The organism is Nonomuraea sp. NPDC049684, from assembly GCF_044465345.1.
Taxonomy (GTDB): domain Bacteria; phylum Actinomycetota; class Actinomycetes; order Streptosporangiales; family Streptosporangiaceae; genus Nonomuraea.
In genome coordinates, this window is the sequence record NZ_JBITLO010000024.1 from 13,814 (window position 1) to 31,619 (window position 17,806).

Annotated in this window: 12 protein-coding genes; 6 read left to right on the forward strand and 6 right to left on the reverse strand. The window is 71.4% G+C overall.

Features of this window, described 5'->3' with window-relative positions:
• Positions 1-40: 40 nt before the first annotated feature.
• Complete coding sequence (locus tag ACIBST_RS45615; RefSeq protein WP_352328823.1) at positions 41-325, forward strand: Fe-S cluster assembly protein HesB; 285 nt, start codon at positions 41-43, stop codon at positions 323-325.
• A 57-nt stretch (positions 326-382) separates the two neighbouring features.
• On the opposite strand, the gene ACIBST_RS45620 is transcribed toward ACIBST_RS45615, so the two are convergent.
• The 3 genes from ACIBST_RS45620 to ACIBST_RS45630 form a co-directional block, all read right to left on the reverse strand.
• A complete protein-coding gene (locus tag ACIBST_RS45620) occupies positions 383-1,441 on the reverse strand; it encodes a 3-deoxy-7-phosphoheptulonate synthase (RefSeq protein WP_397179717.1) in 1,059 nt (352 codons plus the stop codon).
• Positions 1,442-1,690: 249 nt separating this feature from the next.
• Positions 1,691-2,383: a CBS domain-containing protein gene (locus tag ACIBST_RS45625; protein ID WP_397179718.1), complete on the reverse strand. Its 693-nt coding sequence runs from the start codon at positions 2,381-2,383 to the stop codon at positions 1,691-1,693.
• Between the two features lie 7 nt (positions 2,384-2,390).
• Positions 2,391-2,594 (reverse strand): hypothetical protein, encoded by a 204-nt coding sequence (locus ACIBST_RS45630; RefSeq protein ID WP_352322071.1) that lies wholly within the window; start codon positions 2,592-2,594, stop codon positions 2,391-2,393.
• 186 nt (positions 2,595-2,780) lie between these two features.
• On the opposite strand from ACIBST_RS45630, the gene ACIBST_RS45635 reads away from it, so the two are divergent.
• A complete protein-coding gene (locus ACIBST_RS45635) occupies positions 2,781-4,691 on the forward strand; it encodes an N-acetylmuramoyl-L-alanine amidase (protein ID WP_397179719.1) in 1,911 nt (636 codons plus the stop codon).
• Here the strand turns inward: ACIBST_RS45635 and ACIBST_RS45640 are convergent.
• A complete protein-coding gene (locus tag ACIBST_RS45640; protein WP_364330608.1) occupies positions 4,654-5,550 on the reverse strand; it encodes a MurR/RpiR family transcriptional regulator in 897 nt (298 codons plus the stop codon). The two genes, ACIBST_RS45635 and ACIBST_RS45640, sit on opposite strands and share 38 nt — an antisense overlap.
• Before the next feature lie 50 nt (positions 5,551-5,600).
• Positions 5,601-8,180, reverse strand: a complete 2,580-nt coding sequence (gene glgP, locus ACIBST_RS45645) for an alpha-glucan family phosphorylase (RefSeq protein ID WP_397179720.1) — start codon at positions 8,178-8,180, stop codon at positions 5,601-5,603.
• Between the two features lie 293 nt (positions 8,181-8,473).
• Here glgP and ACIBST_RS45650 point away from each other — a divergent pair, with 293 nt between their 5' ends.
• The 3 genes from ACIBST_RS45650 (at position 8,474) to ACIBST_RS45660 (ending at position 13,683) form a co-directional block, all read left to right on the forward strand.
• Positions 8,474-10,576, forward strand: coding sequence for an alpha-1,4-glucan--maltose-1-phosphate maltosyltransferase (locus tag ACIBST_RS45650; protein ID WP_397179721.1), 2,103 nt, complete (start codon positions 8,474-8,476; stop codon positions 10,574-10,576).
• 71 nt (positions 10,577-10,647) lie between these two features.
• Complete coding sequence (gene treS / locus ACIBST_RS45655) at positions 10,648-12,348, forward strand: maltose alpha-D-glucosyltransferase (protein WP_352352254.1); 1,701 nt, start codon at positions 10,648-10,650, stop codon at positions 12,346-12,348.
• A 3-nt stretch (positions 12,349-12,351) separates the two neighbouring features.
• Entirely contained in the window at positions 12,352-13,683 is a 1,332-nt protein-coding gene (locus tag ACIBST_RS45660; RefSeq protein WP_397179722.1) for an aminoglycoside phosphotransferase, read from the forward strand.
• Positions 13,684-13,707: 24 nt separating this feature from the next.
• Here the strand turns inward: ACIBST_RS45660 and ACIBST_RS45665 are convergent, their stop codons facing one another.
• A complete protein-coding gene (locus ACIBST_RS45665) occupies positions 13,708-14,562 on the reverse strand; it encodes an NAD(P)-dependent oxidoreductase (protein WP_397179723.1) in 855 nt (284 codons plus the stop codon).
• A 74-nt stretch (positions 14,563-14,636) separates the two neighbouring features.
• Here ACIBST_RS45665 and ACIBST_RS45670 point away from each other — a divergent pair, with 74 nt between their 5' ends.
• The gene (locus tag ACIBST_RS45670) at positions 14,637-17,735 is read left to right on the forward strand and encodes a BTAD domain-containing putative transcriptional regulator (protein WP_397179724.1); all 3,099 of its coding nucleotides are present in this window, start codon (positions 14,637-14,639) and stop codon (positions 17,733-17,735) included.
• The last annotated feature ends 71 nt before the right edge of the window (positions 17,736-17,806 follow it).

Consider the following 17,806-nt stretch of genomic DNA (forward strand, 5'->3'; position numbering starts at 1 on the left):
GCGGGGGAGGCGGGGGGTCTCCAGCGAGAAGGAGCGCATCGTGCTGACTTTGACTGACAACGCCGTGGTCGCGATCCGTGACCTGATGGTCGGCGAGGACGTGCCCGCGCACGCCGGCCTGCGGATCGCCGCCAAGCCGGACGAGGCGGGCGCCTTGGAGGTGTCGCTGGCGAGCACGCCGTACGCCGGGGACCAGGTCATCGAGCAGGGGGACGTGCGCGTCTTCGTGGCCGAGGACGCGGCGCCCATCCTGGACGACAAGTCGCTGGACGCCCAGCCGGGCACGCCGGGCCACCCGACGTTCCGGCTGGACCGCCGCACCTGACCGGCCCTGCCGGGCCTCCGGCGGCCCGCCGATCACCTCAGGGCCGCCGGGAGGCCGTCAGCGGGCGGCGCGGCCGGCGCGCACGGCGTCGGCCAGCTCGGCCAGCAGGCGCTCGGTCTCCTCCCAGCCCACGCAGGCGTCGGTGATGCTCTGCCCGTACGTCAGGCCCTCGGCCGGGCCGGGCTCCTGCCGCCCCGGCACCAGGAAGCTCTCCACCATCAGCCCCGCGACGCCCTTCTCGCCCGCCGCCAGGCGTCCGGCCACCTCGCGCACCACGGCCGCCTGCCGTACGTGGTCCTTGCCGCTGTTGCCGTGGCTGGCGTCGATGATCAGCCGCTCCGGCAGCCCGGCCTTGGCCAGCAGCGCCAGCGCGTCGCCGATGGACTGGGGGTCGTAGTTGGGGCCGGTGCGCCCGCCGCGCAGGATGACGTGGCAGTCGGGGTTGCCGGTGGTCGAGACGACCGCGGCCCGGCCCTCGTCGTCGATGCCGAAGAACACCTGCGGGTGCGCGGCGGCCTTCACACCGTCGATGGCAACCTGCACGTCGCCGTCGGTGGCGTTCTTGAAGCCGACCGGCATGGACAGGCCGGAGGTGAGCTGGCGGTGCACCTGGCTCTCGGGCGTGCGCGCGCCGATCGCGCCCCAGGTGACGGCGTCGGCGATGTACTGCGGGCTGGTCGGCTCAAGGAACTCGCAGCCCACCGGCAGCCCGGTGTCGAGCACGTCGAGCAGCACCGTCCTGGCCAGGCGCAGCCCGCGCTGGACGTCGTGGCCGCCGTCGATGTCCGGGTCGTTGATCAGGCCCTTCCAGCCGATGGTGGTCCGCGGCTTCTCGAAGTACACCCGCATGACCACGCACAGGGCGTCGCCGAGGTCGCGCGTGGCGGCGGCCAGGCGGCGGGCGTAGTCGAGCGCGGCCTCCGGGTCGTGCACCGAGCACGGGCCGACGATGAGCAGCAGGCGGTCGTCGTCGCCGGCGAGCACGTCGCGCACGGCGTTCCTGCTCGCCGCCACCAGCGCCTCGCGCTCCGGGCCGAGCGGCTGTTCACCGATGAGCTCGCGGGGCGTGGGCAGGGGTTCGAACGAGGTGATGCGCAGGTCGCTGGTCGCGGTCATGGGCTGGTCCTCCGCTTTCGATGGAAGTTCGAAGGCGGTACGGCCCACATCCGTGGCCCCCGGAGCCGTCCGCCTGAACGACGAAAGGCAGAGACGGGACGTCTCTGCCTTTGGGCTCCGGGTGATCAGTAAGTCAGCGCATGTGACCTTCGGCTCCACCCGGAGCCGCCACATAGCGCCAAAATCGGCTGATCACTGACATGCTGTTGACGCTAGCAGACGCCGGGTGACCGCTCCAAATCCCGTCCGCTATCCGAGATCGGATTCCCAGCCGGGTTCGCGCAGGTCGCCGAGCCCGTAGAGGCCGACCAGGGTGCCGTCGGCGCGGGTGACGACGACGTGGTCGACGTTCGCGCCCTCCATGCGGGTGGCCAGGGCGTCGAGCTGCTCGCTGGGCCGTACGGTGGTGACGCCGGTGTTCATGGCGGCCTCGGCGGTGCCGGTCAGGTCGGCGCCCTTGAGCTCGCGCGACCCGATGACGCCCTGCACCACCTCGTCCCGGTCCACCACGACGGCGAGCCCGGCCGGATCGGCGACGATGCGCTCGCTGAGCTCCTCCAGCGGGTCCTCCAGGTCGGCCGTGACCGGGTCGCGCCGGGCGCCGGAGCCCACCAGGACGGCCTCCCCCTCGTACGGCAGGTCGGCCGACAACCAGTCCATCTTGCCCGGGCCGTAGTCGTGCACGTCGGCGAAGCCCAGCCGGGCCAGCCGGTGGGCGGCGCGCGGGCTCAGGTCGCAGACCCAGTCGTGGCAGTAGACGACGACCGGACGCGACCGGTCGAGCAGGTCGTCGGCCAGCCGGTCGAGCGAGCCGAGCGGCAGATGCACGGCGCCGGGCAGGTGCGCCCAGGCGTACTCGCGTTCGGGCAGCACCTCGGCGAGCTGGGCGTCGCGCGTCGCGAGCAGGTCCTGGACGCCGACGCGGTCGATGATGGCGGTCATCGGGGCCTCAGCGCTCCCCCCGGCGGGGCCGTTCGGACTTGGGTCCTTCGGCGCGGTCGCCGCCCACCTTGCGCGGGCTCTTGTCCGGGTCCGACTGGAGTTTCCTGGCCACCCGCTTCTTGAGCTCCTGCTCGCTCATCCCCTGCCGGTCCAGTTGCTTGCGCAGCCGGCGGCGCTCGTTGTCGTAGGAGTGACTTCCGGGTCGAGGCATGACAGCTCCCCCTCTCCTCGCAGGCCGCCTACCCAGCCCGTCACCTGGTAGTCCTGGGCGGCGGGCGGCCGGAGCCGGTCCGACAGTCCGTTAAGGGGTGAAAAATATCTTCGCAAAGTTCTCGCCAGAGAAGGAAAATGTTGAGACGCTGAACGCGCACCACGCCCCCCAGTCAAGGAGCGGTTCATGCGCAGAGCGCTGGCGATCGCCGTCGTCGCCTTGTTGCCCTTAACCCAAGTGCCCTCGGCCCACGCCGAAGAGCCCGCCGACCGGCAGCAGGCGTTCGCCGCGGCGGCCGACGAGTTCAAGGTCCCCCAGAGCGTGCTGCTCGGCGTCTCGTACCTGGAGTCGCGCTGGGACGCCCACGCGGGCCAGCCGTCGAGCGACGCCGGGTTCGGCCCGATGCACCTGACCGACGCGGCCGCGTACACCGGCTCGAACCACCACGGAGAGGGCGAGGAGGACGCCCGCGGCGACGAGAGCAGGCCGCTCGCGCCCACGGCGACGCCCGCCCCGGCGGAGATCCCCGCCTCGCTGCGCACGATGGAACGCGCCGCGCAGCTCACCGGCGAGAGCCACGAGCGGCTGCGCACCGACGACGCGGCCAACATCCGCGGCGGCGCGGCGCTGCTCGCCGACTACCAGAAGAGCCTCGGCGCGCCCCTGAGCGCCGACCCCGGCGAATGGTACGGAGCCGTCGCCAAGTACTCCGGCGCCGACGAGGCCGACGCGGCCAAGTTCTTCGCCGACGAGGTCTACGCCACCATCCAGGAGGGCGCCGAGCGCACCACGGACGACGGGCAGAAGATCACCCTGCCCAAGGTCCCGGACCTGGAGAAGATCGAGAAGTGGCTGGAGAAGCTCGGCCTGCGGCCCGCGCGGCGCGACGGCGTCGAGTGCCCGGCCTCGATCTCCTGCGAGTGGATCCCCTCGGCCTACCAGGAGCTCCCGCCGGACGACTACGGCCACTACGACCTGGCGAACCGGCCGGTCAGCCAGAAGGTCGACTACATCATCATCCACGACATGGAGGGCTACTTCCTCCCGTCGATCAAGCTCAACCAGGACCCGAACTACGGCGCGAGCTGGCACTACTCGGTCCGCTCCAGTGACGGGCACATCGCCCAGCACATCAAGACCAAGGACGTCGGCTGGCAGGCCGGCAACTGGTACATCAACGCCAAGTCCATCGGCATCGAGCACGAAGGCTTCCTGGCCGAGGGCAGCACCTGGTACACCGAGGCGATGTACCGCTCGTCGGCCCGGCTCGTCCGCTACCTGGCGCTCAAGCACGGCGTGCCGCTCGACCGCGCCCACATCCTGGGCCACGACAACGTCCCCGGCACGATCCCGAGCACGGTCCGCGGCATGCACGAGGACCCGGGGCCGTTCTGGGACTGGGCGCACTACTTCCAGCTCATGGGCGCGCCGCTGCACCAGTTCGGCGGCCCGCAGGCCGGCTCGGTCATGATCAAGCCGGACTTCGCCACCAACAAGCCCTACTTCTACGGCTGCGACCGCAAGAACCCCGAGGCGGCCTGCCCGCCGCTCAGCGCCGGCACCGTGTGGCTGCGCACCGAGCCGCGCGACGACGCCCCGCTGATCAAGGACATCGGCAAGCACCCGACCGGCGGCTCGCTCTACAGCGTGTACGACCACAGCGCCAGGGCCAGCACCGGCCAGCGCTTCGCCGTCGCCGACCGCCAGGGCGACTGGACGGCGATCTGGTACCTCGGCCAGAAGGCGTGGTTCCACAACCCGGCCGCCGCCCCGACCGCGATCCCGTCGATGGGGCTCGTCGTCACGCCGAAGCCGGGCAGGGCGACCGTGCCGGTGTTCGGGCGGGCGTACCCGGAGCAGGAGGCGTACCCGGCCGGCATCCCGTACCAGGCGGTGACGCCGCTGCAGTACACGTTCTCGGCGGGCGAGAAGTACACGCTGGCCGGGCCGGCCGCCACCGAGTACTACCGGGCGGTCACGTTCAACCTCGAGGACCACACGGTGGTCAGGGGCAAGACGAAGTACCTGGAGATCCAGTTCGGCCACCGCGTGATGTACGTCAAGGCTGACGACGTGCAGGTGTCGTTCTCCGGGTGAACTCCTTGACGGCGCGCCTGGTGCTCGCGAGCGCCTCCTGAGAGGAGTCGAACGTGCGCTGGGCGACGCCGACGAACACGCAGTCGACGACGAGGAGCTGGCTGATCCTGCTGGCCAGGGCGCCGGGACGGAACTCCGTCTCGCGCCCGGCCGAGATCAGCACGTGCTCGGCCAGCTCCGCGATCGTCGAGCGCGGGTTGTTGGTGACGGCCACCGTGGTGGCCCCCGCCTCGCCCGCCCGGCGCAGCGGCTCGATCACGTCGGGGGTCTCCCCCGAGGTGCTGATGCCGATCGCCACGTCGCCCGCCTTCAGCAGGACGGCGCTGGTCAGGGCCAGGTGGGCGTCCTGGAAGGCGTGGCTGGACAGGCCGATGCGCAGCAGCTTCTGGGCGACGTCCTCGGCGACTAATCCCGAGGCGCCCACGCCGTAGGCGTCGATGCGCCTGGCCCCCACGATCGCGTCGACGACCAGGCCCAGGCGCTCGCTGGTGAGCTGGGCGACGGTGTCGTTGATGGCCTCCGACTCGGCCCTGGCCACCTTCTGGATGACCTCCGACAGCGGGTCGTCGGGCGCCAGGTCGCCGGGCACGAGCCGGTCGGGCTGCGCGGCCGCCGCCGCCAGAGCCAGCCTGAGCTGGGGATATCCGGCGAAGCCGAGCAGCCGCGCGGTGCGCACGATGGTCGCCTCGCTGGTGCCGGAGGCGGCCGACAGCTCCGTGATGGTGCTGCGCGCGACCGTCGCCGGATCTTCCAGGATGAGCCGGGCGACGGTCTGCGCGGCAGGCGTCAGGGACGGCAGGACACCGCGGACCGTGGCCACCAGATTGTCAGCCCGCAGGCCGTTCCCGCTGTCGTCCACGGTCCTGATTATGCACCGCCCGACCACCGGGCCGACCTCGTCCGGATATATCAGCGCAAGGTGCCGTTCGTCATTCCGACCGGCTCCTCCGGGACGGCGATCAGCCCCAACTCCGCCGGAGTGGCAGCGAACGGGTGATGCGGGACAACCCGGACGGTGTATCCGAAGGCCCCCGTACGGTCGAGCGGCACCCGGCCCGTGAAGTGGGCGTGACCGTCGTCCTCCAGTGACTCGACGGCCAGCCGCGCGTACCGCGGGCGGACCAGCTCGTCGTGCGGCCCGACCTTGCCGTACGCGGCCTCGACCAGCACGTCTCCCGGCTCCAGGTCGCCGAGCGCGATCGTGGCCCGCAGCTCGACCGAGGCGCCCACCTCCGGGGCGTCGCCCACGCCGGACGCCTCGACGTGCTCGACCCGCACCCCCGGCCAGGCCCGCGTGACGCGCACCCGCCAGGCCGCGAACGCCCTGGCCGCGGCGTAGGAGTCGGCCGACAGCGCGCGGGCCGACTTGGCGGCCGGGGTGTAGAGGTCGACGACGTAGTCGCGGAGCATGCGTCCGGCCAGCACCTTGGGCCCGAGCGAGGCCAGGGTGTGCTTGACCATCTCCATCCACCTGCGCGGCAGCTCGTCGAACGGCCGGTCGTAGAAGCGGTCGGACACCTCGTGCTCGATCAGGTCGTACAGGGCGCCGGCCTCCAGCTCGTCGCGCCGGTCGGGGTCGCTGACGCCGTCGGCGGTGGGGATGGCCCAGCCGTTGGTGCCGTCGTACCACTCGTCCCACCAGCCGTCGCGGATCGACAGGTTGAGCCCGCCGTTCAGCGCCGACTTCATGCCCGAGGTGCCGGACGCCTCCAGCGGCCGCAACGGGTTGTTCAGCCACACGTCGCAGCCCTGGACCATGAGCTGGCCGAGCGTCATGTCGTAGTCGGGCAGGAAGACGATGCGGTGGCGCACGTTGTGCTGGTCGGCGAACTTGACGATCTGCTGGATCAGCTTCTTGCCGCCCTCGTCGGCCGGGTGCGCCTTGCCGGCGATCACGATCTGCACCGGCTTGTCCGGGTCGAGCAGCAGCCGGGCCAGCCGCTTGGGGTCGCGCAGCATGAGCGTGAGCCGCTTGTACGACGGCACCCGCCGGGCGAAGCCGATCGTCAGCACGTCGGGGTCGAGCGCGTCGTCGATCCAGCCGAGCTCGGCGACCGAGGCGCCGCGCTCGCGCCACGACCTGCGCAGCCGCTCGCGCGCGCCCTCGACCAGCCGCCTGCGCAGCTTGCCGCGGATCTCCCAGATCTCCCGGTCGGAGATCTTCTGGATGCCCTCCCAGCCGCGGGCGCGCTCGATCAGCGAGGGCAGCTCGCGGCCGGCCAGCTCCATGAACTCGCGCCCGACCCACGTGGGCGCGTGCACGCCGTTGGTGATCGAGCCGATCGGCACCTCGTCGAGGTCGAAGCCGGGCCACAGGTCCTTGAACATCTCCCGGCTGACCGCGCCGTGCAGCTCGGAGACGCCGTTGACGCGCTGGGCCAGGCGCATGCCCATGACGGCCATGTTGAAGCGGCCGGGCTCGGCCTCGGCGCCCAGGGCCAGGATGCGCTCGACGGGCACGGTCGGCCAGGCGGAGTCGCCGCCGAAGTGGCGTTCGATCAGGTCGCAGGGGAAGCGGTCGATGCCGGCGGGCACCGGCGTGTGCGTGGTGAACACCGTCCCCGCGCGGACGGCCTCCAGGGCCTCGTCGAACGACATGCGCGACTCGGTCAGCTCGCGGATGCGCTCCAGGCCGAGGAAGCCGGCGTGGCCCTCGTTGGTGTGGAAGACCTCGGGCTCGGCGTGGCCGGTGATGCGGCAGTAGGCCCTGATGGCGCGTACGCCGCCCACGCCCAGCAGCAGCTCCTGCATGAGCCGGTGGTCGGTGCCGCCGCCGTAGAGGCGGTCGGTGACGTCGCGGGCGGCGGTGTCGTTGTCGGCCACGTCGGAGTCGAGCAGCAGCAGCGGCACCCGGCCCACCTGCGCCACCCAGACCTGGGCGTGCAGGACGCGGCCCTCGGGCAGGCCGAGACGGATCTTGACGGGCTCGTCGCCGTCCTTCAGCAGGGTCAGCGGCAGGCCGCCGGCGTCGAGCGCCGGGTAGTGCTCAAGCTGCCAGCCCTCGGGCGACAGCGACTGGGTGAAGTAGCCGTGGCGATAGAGCAGGCCGACCGCGAGGATCGGCACGCCCAGGTCGCTGGCCGCCTTGAGGTGGTCGCCGGCGAGGATGCCGAGACCACCTGAGTACTGGGGCATCGCGGCGGCGATGCCGTATTCGGGGGAGAAATAGGCGATGGCGCGTGCGACGTCGGGCAGCGTCTGGTACCAGCGCGGCGATGTCATGTATTCGCGCAGGTCGTCTGCTGCGTCGGCCAGGCGGCGGAGGAAACGGCGGTCGGCGGCCAGCTCGTTGAGCCGGGCCGGCGTGACGGCGCCGAGCAGGGCCACGGGATCGTGACCGACCTGTTCCCACAGCGCCGCGTCGACCTCGGCGAAGAGGTCGAGCGTCTCCGGGTGCCAGGACCAGCGGAGATTGTGCACGAGCTCGCCCAGGGCGGCCAGCTCCGCGGGCAGGACGGTGCGGACGGTAAACCGGCGGATAGCTCTCACGTTTCTGCACCCTACGGGCTAGGAGGGACCTCTCAGTCCTTCACCCCCAAGAAGCACCTTCAAACCCCAGCCCGGAACAAGCATGAAGCCGGACGATTGGGGCAACTTTCCTCTTTGTTGGCTCTCCCGGGAACACACTCGGGAGGTCTATCCGCTGCTGTCCAGTATTTACGTGCAAGGATCGTTACTGCCGGGGTAGGCCGTATCCAGCGGTCCCACGCGGTTGCGAACTCTTGCACATACGGAAAGCCTCCGGCGGCGCCGAGCGCGCCGTCGCAAACCCTGCGAATGCGATGATCGGACGAATTCCCATCACGGACATCTCCCCCGTCGTCGACTGCGGGCAGTGGCCCGCCAAGGCTGTCGCCGGCGAGACCTTCCAGGTCTCGGCGACCGTCTTCCGAGAGGGCCATGACGCCGTGGCCGCGGGCGTGGTGCTCACCTCGCCCGACGGACAGCGTGGCCGCCTGAAACCCATGCGCGAGCTCGCCCCCGGCACCGACCGCTGGGGCGTGGACGTGTGCCTGCCGGCCGAGGGCGACTGGATGTTCCGCGTGGAGGCGTGGAGCGATCCGATCGCGACGTGGCTGCACGACGCCGAGATCAAGATCCCGCGTGGGCTCGACACCGACCTCATGTGCGAGGAGGGGGCCCGGCTGTTCGAGCGGGCCGCCAAGGCCGTCCGTACGGCCGAGTGCCCCGCGCCCGGCGGCCAGGGCGGCCCCGGCAACGGGCACTCCAGGAACGGCATGGGCAACAGCAAGGGCAACGGCAACGGCGACAGCGCGTGCGGCCACCGGGCGGCGCTGCTGTCGGTGGCGGCCACGCTGCGGGACGAGGAGCTCGACCCGCGCGCCCGGCTGTCCATCGCCCAGCTCCCCGAGACGGCCGCGCTGCTGGCGGCGCATCCGTTCCGCGAGCTGGTGACCAGGGCCAAGCCGCACAAGGTCAGGGTCGACCGGCGCAGGGCGCTCTACGGCTCCTGGTACGAGTTCTTCCCCAGGTCCGAGGGCGCGGTCGTCACCGAGTCCGGCGTCTCCAGGTCGGGCACCTTCGAGACCGCGGCCAAGCGGCTGCCGGCCATCGCCAAGATGGGCTTCGACGTCGTCTACCTGCCGCCGATCCATCCCATCGGCCAGACCTTCCGCAAGGGACGCAACAACACGCTGAGCCCCGAGCCCGACGAGCCCGGCTCGCCGTGGGCCATCGGCTCGGAGGACGGCGGCCACGACGCCGTCCATCCCGACCTGGGCACCCTTGAGGACTTCGACGAGTTCGTCAGCCGCACCCGCGCCCTGGGCATGGAGGTCGCGCTCGACTTCGCCCTGCAGTGCTCGCCCGACCACCCGTGGGTCAAGGAGCACCCGGAGTGGTTCACCATCCGGGCGGACGGGACGATCGCCTACGCCGAGAACCCGCCGAAGAAGTACCAGGACATCTACCCGATCAACTTCGACCGGGACCCCGAGGGCATCTTCGCCGAGGTCCGGCGGGTGCTGCGGCACTGGATGGACCACGGCGTGCGGATCTTCCGGGTGGACAACCCGCACACCAAGCCGGTGGCGTTCTGGGAGCGCCTGCTGGCCGACATCCACGCGACCGACCCGGACGTGGTGTTCCTGGCCGAGGCGTTCACCCGGCCCGCGATGCTCCAGACGCTCGCCAAGACGGGGTTCCACCAGTCGTACACGTATTACACGTGGAAGAACTCCAAGTTCGACGTGGAGACCTATCTCTCCGAGCTGGCGCACGAGACGTCCGCGTTCCTGCGGCCGAACCTGTTCGTCAACACCCCGGACATCCTCCACGAGTACCTGCAGCACGGCGGCGTCCCGGCGTTCCGGATCAGGGCCGTGCTGGCCGCTCTCACGTCGCCGACCTGGGGGGTCTACTCCGGGTACGAGCTCGCCGAGAACGTTCCGGTGCGCCCAGGTAGTGAGGAATACCTAGATAGTGAGAAATATCAGTACAAGCCACGCGACTGGGCGGCAGCCGAACGCGACGGAAGGACCCTCGCCCCGCTCATCACCCATCTGAATTTGTTCCGAAGAGCGCATCCGGCGCTGCAGGAATTGCGTAACCTACGGTTCCACAGGGTCGACCATCCGGACATCGTCTGCTTCTCCAAACGGCTTCCGGGCGCCTATGACACGGCCACACGAAGGCACGGGCTGGGCGACGTCGTTCTGGCGGTTGTCAATCTGGATCCTCACCACACCCACGAGGCGACGGTAGATCTCGACCTGCCCGCCATCGGTCTCGACTGGAACGCCGAGTTCGTCGTGGACGACGAGCTGTCGGGCGAGTCCTACCGCTGGAGGCAGAGCAACTATGTGCGTCTCGACCCTCACATCCAGCCTGCCCACATTCTCACCGTACGAGCCGCGCCACGGTAGAACAGAATTCAGCGGGGAGTCTTCAACGTGTGTGAAAGCGCCCTCCTCATGAGCCCCCTCTGGGGGAGCCCATGAGCTCCACACCCATTCCCAACACCTTTGACGAGGAAAAGCCGCGCGATCCTTACTGGTACAAGCGCGCCGTCTTCTACGAGGTTCTGATCAGGGGATTCGCCGACTCCAACGGCGACGGGACCGGGGACATCAGAGGTCTGATCAGCAAGCTCGACTACCTGCAGTGGCTGGGCGTCGACTGCCTCTGGCTGCTGCCCCTGTACGAGTCGCCGCTGCGTGACGGCGGCTACGACATCGCCGACTTCATGAAGATCCTGCCCGAGTTCGGGGATCTGGGAGACTTCGTGAAGCTGGTCGACGAGGCGCACAAACGCGGCATGCGGGTGATCGCCGACCTCGTCATGAACCACACCAGTGACGCCCATCCCTGGTTCCAGGCCTCCAGGCACGATCCGGAAGGCCCGTTCGGCGACTTCTACGTCTGGTCGGACACCGATGAGAAGTACCAGGACGCGCGGATCATCTTCATCGACACCGAGACGTCCAACTGGACCTACGACCCGGTGCGCGGCCAGTACTACTGGCACCGCTTCTTCCACCACCAGCCCGACCTCAACTACGAGAACCCGGACGTGCAGGAGGCCATGCTGGAGGTGCTGCGGTTCTGGCTGGACCTCGGCATCGACGGCTTCCGCCTGGACGCGGTGCCCTATCTCTTCGAGGAGGAGGGCACCAACTGCGAGAACCTGCCCAGGACGCACGAATACCTCAAGAGCATCAGGCGCGAGGTCGACCGGCTCTTCCCGGACCGGGTGCTGCTCGCCGAGGCGAATCAGTGGCCTTCGGACGTCGTGGAATATTTCGGCGATCCGGTAGGCGGCGGGGACGAATGCCACATGGCCTTCCATTTCCCGCTCATGCCCCGCATTTTCATGGCGGTCCGCCGGGAGTCCCGCTACCCGATTTCCGAAATTTTGGCACAAACGCCGAAAATTCCAGAACATTGCCAATGGGGGATTTTCCTGCGGAACCATGATGAGCTGACGCTCGAAATGGTGACCGACGAAGAACGCGACTACATGTACACGGAGTACGCCAAAGATCCGCGTATGCGGGCGAATGTCGGCATCCGCCGGCGGCTGGCTCCCCTGCTGGAGAACGACCGCAACCAGATCGAGCTGTTCACCGCGCTGCTCCTGTCGCTGCCGGGCTCCCCCGTGCTCTACTACGGCGACGAGATCGGCATGGGCGACAACATCTGGCTCGGCGACCGCGACGGCGTCCGCACCCCGATGCAGTGGGACCCCGACCGCAACGCCGGGTTCTCCGACTGCGACCCCGGGCGGCTCTACCTGCCCGTGATCATGGACCCGATCTACGGCTACCAGGCGATCAACGTCGAGGCCCACCAGAAGAACGCGGGCTCGCTGCTCCACTGGACCAAGCGGATGATCGAGATCCGCAAACGTCACCCCGTCTTCGGGCTCGGCGAGTTCGCCGAGCTCAACTCCTCCAACCCCAGCGTGCTCGCGTTCGTCCGGGAGCTGGGCGACGACCGGATGTTGTGCGTCAACAACCTGTCGCGCTTCCCGCAGCCGGTCGAGCTTGACCTGCGCAGATTCGTCGGCGTCTCCCCCGTGGAAACCATGGGAGGGGTCCCATTCCCGGCAATTGGCGAACTACCGTATCTTTTGACGCTTCCCGGGCATGGGTTCTATTGGTTCACACTCCCACCGGCACACACCCAGGAGGAGTAGGGCGTGATAGAGGAGCTCCTTGCCGCATGGATCGGCCGCCAACGATGGTTCGGCGGCAAGGGGCGCCCGATCGACGATCTGTCGATCGAGTCGGACGTCGTGCTGAGGCCAGGGCTCCGGCACCTGATCGTGGCCGTCTGGCAGGAGGGCGCGCGAGACCGGTACCAGATCTTCCTGGGCGAGCGGCACGACCTGCCCGACCGGCTCAGCCACGCCCTCGTCGGCAGCCTCGGCGACACCTGGTTCTACGACGCCGTCCATGACGCCGACGCCATGAGCTGGCTGCTGGAGGGCATGGCGGGCGACGAGACCCGCAGCGGCCTGCGCATGCGGCACGCGCCCGGCGTCGTCATCGACACCTCCCAGCGCAGCCTGGTGCTGGGGGCCGAGCAGTCGAACACCTCGCTCGTGTACGGCGACTCCTACATCTGCAAGCTGTTCCGCCGGCTCATCCCGGGCGTCAATCCGGAGCTGGAGATCATCAGCGCCCTGGCCGCCCGGAGCGCGCCGAACATCGCCCAGCCGTACGGGTGGATCGAGGCCGACGTGGACGGCACGGACACCACGCTCGCCTTCATGCAGGAGTACCTGTCCAACGCCAACGACGGCTGGGACCTCGCGCTGACCAGCGTCCGCGACCTGTACGCCTCGCTGCCCGGGGTCACCGCCGCCGAGGCGGGCGGCGACTTCGCCGCCGAGTCCGTACGGCTGGGCGTCGCCACCGCCCGCGTCCACCACGAGCTGGCCGCGGCGTTCCCCACGGACGTGGTCGAGATTCCCGAGGTCAAGCGCATGGCCGAGGGCTTCCGGCGGCAGCTCGGGCGGGCCATGGCCGAGGTGCCCGAGCTGCGCAGGCACGTGGCGGCCCTGGAGGACGCCTACCACCAGGTGGAACTGCTCACCAGGGAAGTGCCCGTGCAGCGTGTTCACGGGGATTACCACCTGGGCCAGGTCATGCGCACGCCCACCGACTGGGTGGTGCTCGACTTCGAGGGCGAGCCGGGGCAGCCGCTGGCCGAGCGCCGGGCGCTGTCGTCGCCGCTGCGGGACGTGGCCGGGATGCTGCGCTCGTTCGACTACGCGGCCAGGCACCTGCTGGCCGACCACCCGCAGGCCGCCGAACTCCAGCCGCGGGCCGAGGCCTGGGCCGACCGCAACCGCGCCGCCTTCCTGGACGGCTACCGCGAGGGCGGCGGCATGATCACGGTCGGGGACGCGGCGCTGCTGCGGGCGTTCGAGCTGTCCAAGGCGGTGTACGAGGTGGTCTACGAGGCCCGCAACCGCCCGTCGTGGGTCTCCATCCCCCTCGCCGCCTTCCACCCCCGTCCCGCCTGACCGGCGCGAACGGGCGGTCCGGGGTCAGCGCAGCTCTTCGACCAGGCCGGGCAGGCCCTCGGCGCCGTGGCCGCGGGCGGTGCGCTGGTCGATGATCGCCTTCAGCGGCAGCAGGAGGTCGGGCTTGAGCTGCTGCTCCCTGAAGGCGCGCACCAGGTTCTCCAGCCCGGACCTGTTGATCTCCAGGTTCGACACCGAGGTCGTGTAGTCGCGCGACTCGACGGACTTGACCCACTCAGGTTGCAGGGCGGCCATCGCGTTGAGCCACGGGACCAGGAGGGTGCTCGTGAAGTCGGTCAACGAGTAGCCGGCCGAGTCGACGAGCGCGACCGCCTCCAGGAAGCCGGCGATCTGGCCGTACATGCCGGTGAGCATGGCCAGGTCGAGGAGCGGGGCCATCCCGGGGTCGGAGCCGACGAAACGTGGCTCGGCCATCGCGCGGAACGCGTCCTCGAAGCGGTCGAACGCCGCCTGCGAGCCGCTGTAGAGCACGAGCGCGCCGGGCCGGCCGATCATCTGGGGCACGGCCATGATGCCGCCGTCCACGTAGTCGCCGCCGCGGGCGGCCACCCATTCGGCCGCCTGGCGGGCCTCGGCGGGCCGCCCGGTGGTCAGGTTCGCCACGACGCGCCCTGTCAGCGGGACGTCGGCCAGCAGCTCGTACACGGCCGGGTAGTCGAGCACGCAGACGATCACCAGCGGGCTCGCCGCGACCGCCTCCCCGACCGTCGCGGCGCGGGTGGCGCCCCTGGCGACCAGGGGCTCGGCCTTGTCCGCCGAACGGTTCCACACGGTGACGCGGTGTCCGGCGTCCAGCAGGCTGCCGGCGAGCGCCGCGCCCATGAGGCCGAGACCGATGATGGAAATTTCCTGTGACATTTCGTGATTCCTTAGGTTCTGAGCGATGCCTTCACCCTGCCCGCAGGGGGTTATGGTCTGATTCGGAGTTGCTTATGGGGGGCGGAGTGCGGTTCGGGGTGCTGGGGTCGCTCGCCGTGTGGGGGCCCGGTGGCGAGCCCGTCCAGGTGCTGGAGGTCAAGGTCCGGGCGTTGCTGGCCGACCTGCTGATCCACGCCGGGCGGCCGGTCTCCGCCGACCGGCTGATCGAGGACCTGTGGGGCGGCAGGCCGCCGGCGAACGCCCTGGCCGCGCTCCGGGTGAAGGTGTCGCAGCTGCGCCGGGTGCTGGGCGACCGGGAGCTGGTGGCGTACCGGGCGCCGGGATACGTGCTGCGGATCGAGCCCGAGGACGTGGACGCCGGGCGGTTCGCCGCCCTCGTCGGGCAGGCGCAGCGCAGCGCCGACCCGCGCGCCCGCGCCGGGCTGCTGCGGCAGGCCCTCGACCTGTGGCGGGGGGCGGCCTTCGCGGAGTTCGCCGACGAGGAGTTCGCCAGGGCCGCCGTGGCCAGGCTCGACGAGCAGCGGCTGGTGGCGCTGGAGGAGCTGGCCGAGGCGCGGCTCGCGCTGGGCGAGCACGGGCTGCTGGCGGCCGAGCTGGCCGACCTGGTGGCCGAGCACCCGTTCCGCGAGCGGCTGCGGGCCGCGCACGTACGGGCCCTGTACCGGGCCGGGCGGCAGGGCGAGGCGCTGGCCAGCTACGCCGACCTGCGGGCGCGGCTGGCCGGCGAGCTCGGGCTCGACCCCGGCCCCGAGCTGGTCGCGCTGCACCAGGCGATCCTTGAGCAGGACCCGGCGCTCGACGGGCCGGAGCGGCGGCGGACGAACCTGCCCGCGCCGCTCACCGGCCTCGTGGGCCGGGAGGAGGCAGTGGCGGAGGTGCGCGCCCTGCTGCGCGCCAACCGGCTGGTCACGCTGACGGGACCCGGCGGGGTCGGCAAGACCCGCCTCGCGCTCGCCGCGGCCGACTCCCCCGGGCCGCCCGGCTTCGGCGGCGGGGTGTGGCTGGTGGAGCTGGCGGGGCTGCGCGCCGGGGCGCCGGCGGTCGAGGTGGCCGAGGCGGTCGCGGGGGTGCTCGGCCTGCGCGACGACGTGGGCGGCGCGGCGCAGGACCTGACCGCCCGGCTGGCCGACGTCCTGGAGGGCACGCGGACGCTGCTCGTCCTGGACAACTGCGAACACGTCGTCGAGCAGGTCGCCGCGCTGGCCGGACGGCTGCTGCGGGCCGCTCCCGGGCTGCGCGTCCTGGCCACCAGCCAGGAGTCGCTGCGCATCGAGGGCGAGGCGCTGTGGAGCGTGCCGCCGCTGGGGCCGCGGGCGGCGGCGGAGCTGTTCGCCGCGCGCGCGGGCATCGAGCCGGACGCCGACGTCGCCGAGATCTGCGCCCGCCTGGACGGCATCCCGCTGGCCCTGGAGCTGGCCGCGACGCGGATGCGCACGCTCACCCCGCGCCAGCTCGCCGAACGGCTGGACGACCGGTTCCGGGTGCTCGCCTCCGGCCGCCGCGGCGCGCCCGCCCGGCAGCAGACGTTGCGCGCGATGATCGACTGGAGCTGGGAGCTGCTGGGCGAGGACGAGCGCGTCGTGCTGCGGCGGCTGGCCGTGCACGCCGACGGGTGCACGCTGGAGGCGGCCGAGGAGGTCTGCGCCGAGCCGGGCGTGGACGTCCTGGAGGCGGTGGCCAGGCTGGTGGACCGCTCGCTGGTGGTGCGGGCGTGGGGCGACGGGGAGCCGCGGTTCCGGCTGCTGGAGTCGGTGGCGGCGTACTGCGTGGAGCGGCTGGAGGCGGCCGGCGAGCCGGCGGAGGTGCGGCTCCGGCACGTGCGCCACTACACGGGCCTGGCCGAGCGGGTGGAGCCGTACCTGCGGGGGCACGGGCAGCGGCGCGCGCTCGCCCGGCTCGACGCCGAGGGCGGCAACCTGCGCGCGGCTCTGGAGACGGCGGTGCGGCTCGGCGCGGCCGCCGAGGCGCTGCGGCTGGTGAACGCCCTGGCCTGGTACTGGGTGCTGCGCGGCCGGCTGGGCGAGGGCAAGCGGGCGCTGGAGGCGGCCCTGGCGATCGCGGCCGACGACGATCCGGGCGCCCCGCGGGCCAGGGCGTGGCTGGCCGGCATGCGGCTGCTGGTGGGCCGGCCGCCGGGCCCGGACGTGACGCAGCTGTTCACGGCGGTCGAGGACGCCCGGGAGCGAGCCATGGCGCGGTGGTTCGTCGGCTTCGCCCTGTTCGGGTACGACGATCTGTCGGTCAGCGCCGGCATGATCGAGACGGCGTTGTCGGAGTTCGCCGACCTGGACGACGAGTGGGGCATGGCCGCCACCCTGACCGTCCGGGCCAGGTGGGCGGGGATGCGCGGCGACCTGGAGGGCATGCGGCGCGACGGCGAGCGCGGCCTCGCGCTGTTCCGGCGGACCGGCGACCGCTGGGGCGAGCTGCGGGCGGCGGAGTGCCTGGGCAGCCACGCCGAGATCATCGGCGACTACGACCGCGCCGCTGAGCTGCGCGCGGAGGGCCTGCGCATGGCCGAGGAGCTGGGCCTGTGGAGCTCGGTCTCCGACGCGCTGTCGCGCCTGGGCCGGATCGCCATGCTGCGGGGCGACCACGCGGCGGCCGACGACCACCACGAGCGGGCCAGGCGGCTGGCGGTGTCGCAGTCGAACCGTCCGGCCGAGGAGTTCGCCGAGATCGGGCTGGCGCTCGGCGCGCGCCGTCAGGGACGGCTCGACGAGGCCGAACGGCTGCTGCTGTCCTGGCTGGACTGGGTGCTGGACGTCTCCGGCGAGCCGGGCGCGGCGCTGATCCTGGCGGAGCTGGGGTTCGTGGCCGAGCTGCGCGGGGACGCGGCGGGCGCGCTGGAGTTCCAGCTTCGCGGGCTGGCCGCCGCCCGCAACGTGGGCGACCCGCGCGCGACCGCCCTCGGGCTGGAGGGGGTGGCGGGGGCGCGGGCGCTCGGCGGCCGGTACGCGGAGGCGGCGCGGCTGCTCGGGAAGGCCGCCGCGCTCAGGGCGTCCGTCGGCGCGCCGCTGCCGGCGGGCGAGCGGGGCGACGTGGACCGGATCACGGCGGTCGTGACGGCGGGGGTGGGGGCGGCGGCGCTGGCGGCCGGCCTGGCCGAAGGGGCCGGCATGCCGCTGGAGGACCTCGTGCCCGACGCATAGGGCGTGTCCGGCCACGACATGGCCAAGGATCATCCATGACGATCCCGCATACTTCTGCGATCATCCCGGGA

What these genes read in the sequence shown, in the direction of transcription:
- ACIBST_RS45630 (WP_352322071.1), bottom strand. Translation starts at nt 2,594, where the DNA reads ATGCCTCGACCCGGAAGTCACTCCTACGACAACGAGCGCCGCCGGCTG.
- ACIBST_RS45635 (WP_397179719.1), top strand. Translation starts at nt 2,781, where the DNA reads ATGCGCAGAGCGCTGGCGATCGCCGTCGTCGCCTTGTTGCCCTTAACC.
- ACIBST_RS45620 (WP_397179717.1), bottom strand. Translation starts at nt 1,441, where the DNA reads ATGACCGCGACCAGCGACCTGCGCATCACCTCGTTCGAACCCCTGCCC.
- treS (WP_352352254.1), top strand. Translation starts at nt 10,648, where the DNA reads ATGAGCTCCACACCCATTCCCAACACCTTTGACGAGGAAAAGCCGCGC.
- ACIBST_RS45670 (WP_397179724.1), top strand. Translation starts at nt 14,637, where the DNA reads ATGGGGGGCGGAGTGCGGTTCGGGGTGCTGGGGTCGCTCGCCGTGTGG.
- ACIBST_RS45650 (WP_397179721.1), top strand. Translation starts at nt 8,474, where the DNA reads ATGATCGGACGAATTCCCATCACGGACATCTCCCCCGTCGTCGACTGC.
- ACIBST_RS45625 (WP_397179718.1), bottom strand. Translation starts at nt 2,383, where the DNA reads ATGACCGCCATCATCGACCGCGTCGGCGTCCAGGACCTGCTCGCGACG.
- ACIBST_RS45665 (WP_397179723.1), bottom strand. Translation starts at nt 14,562, where the DNA reads ATGTCACAGGAAATTTCCATCATCGGTCTCGGCCTCATGGGCGCGGCG.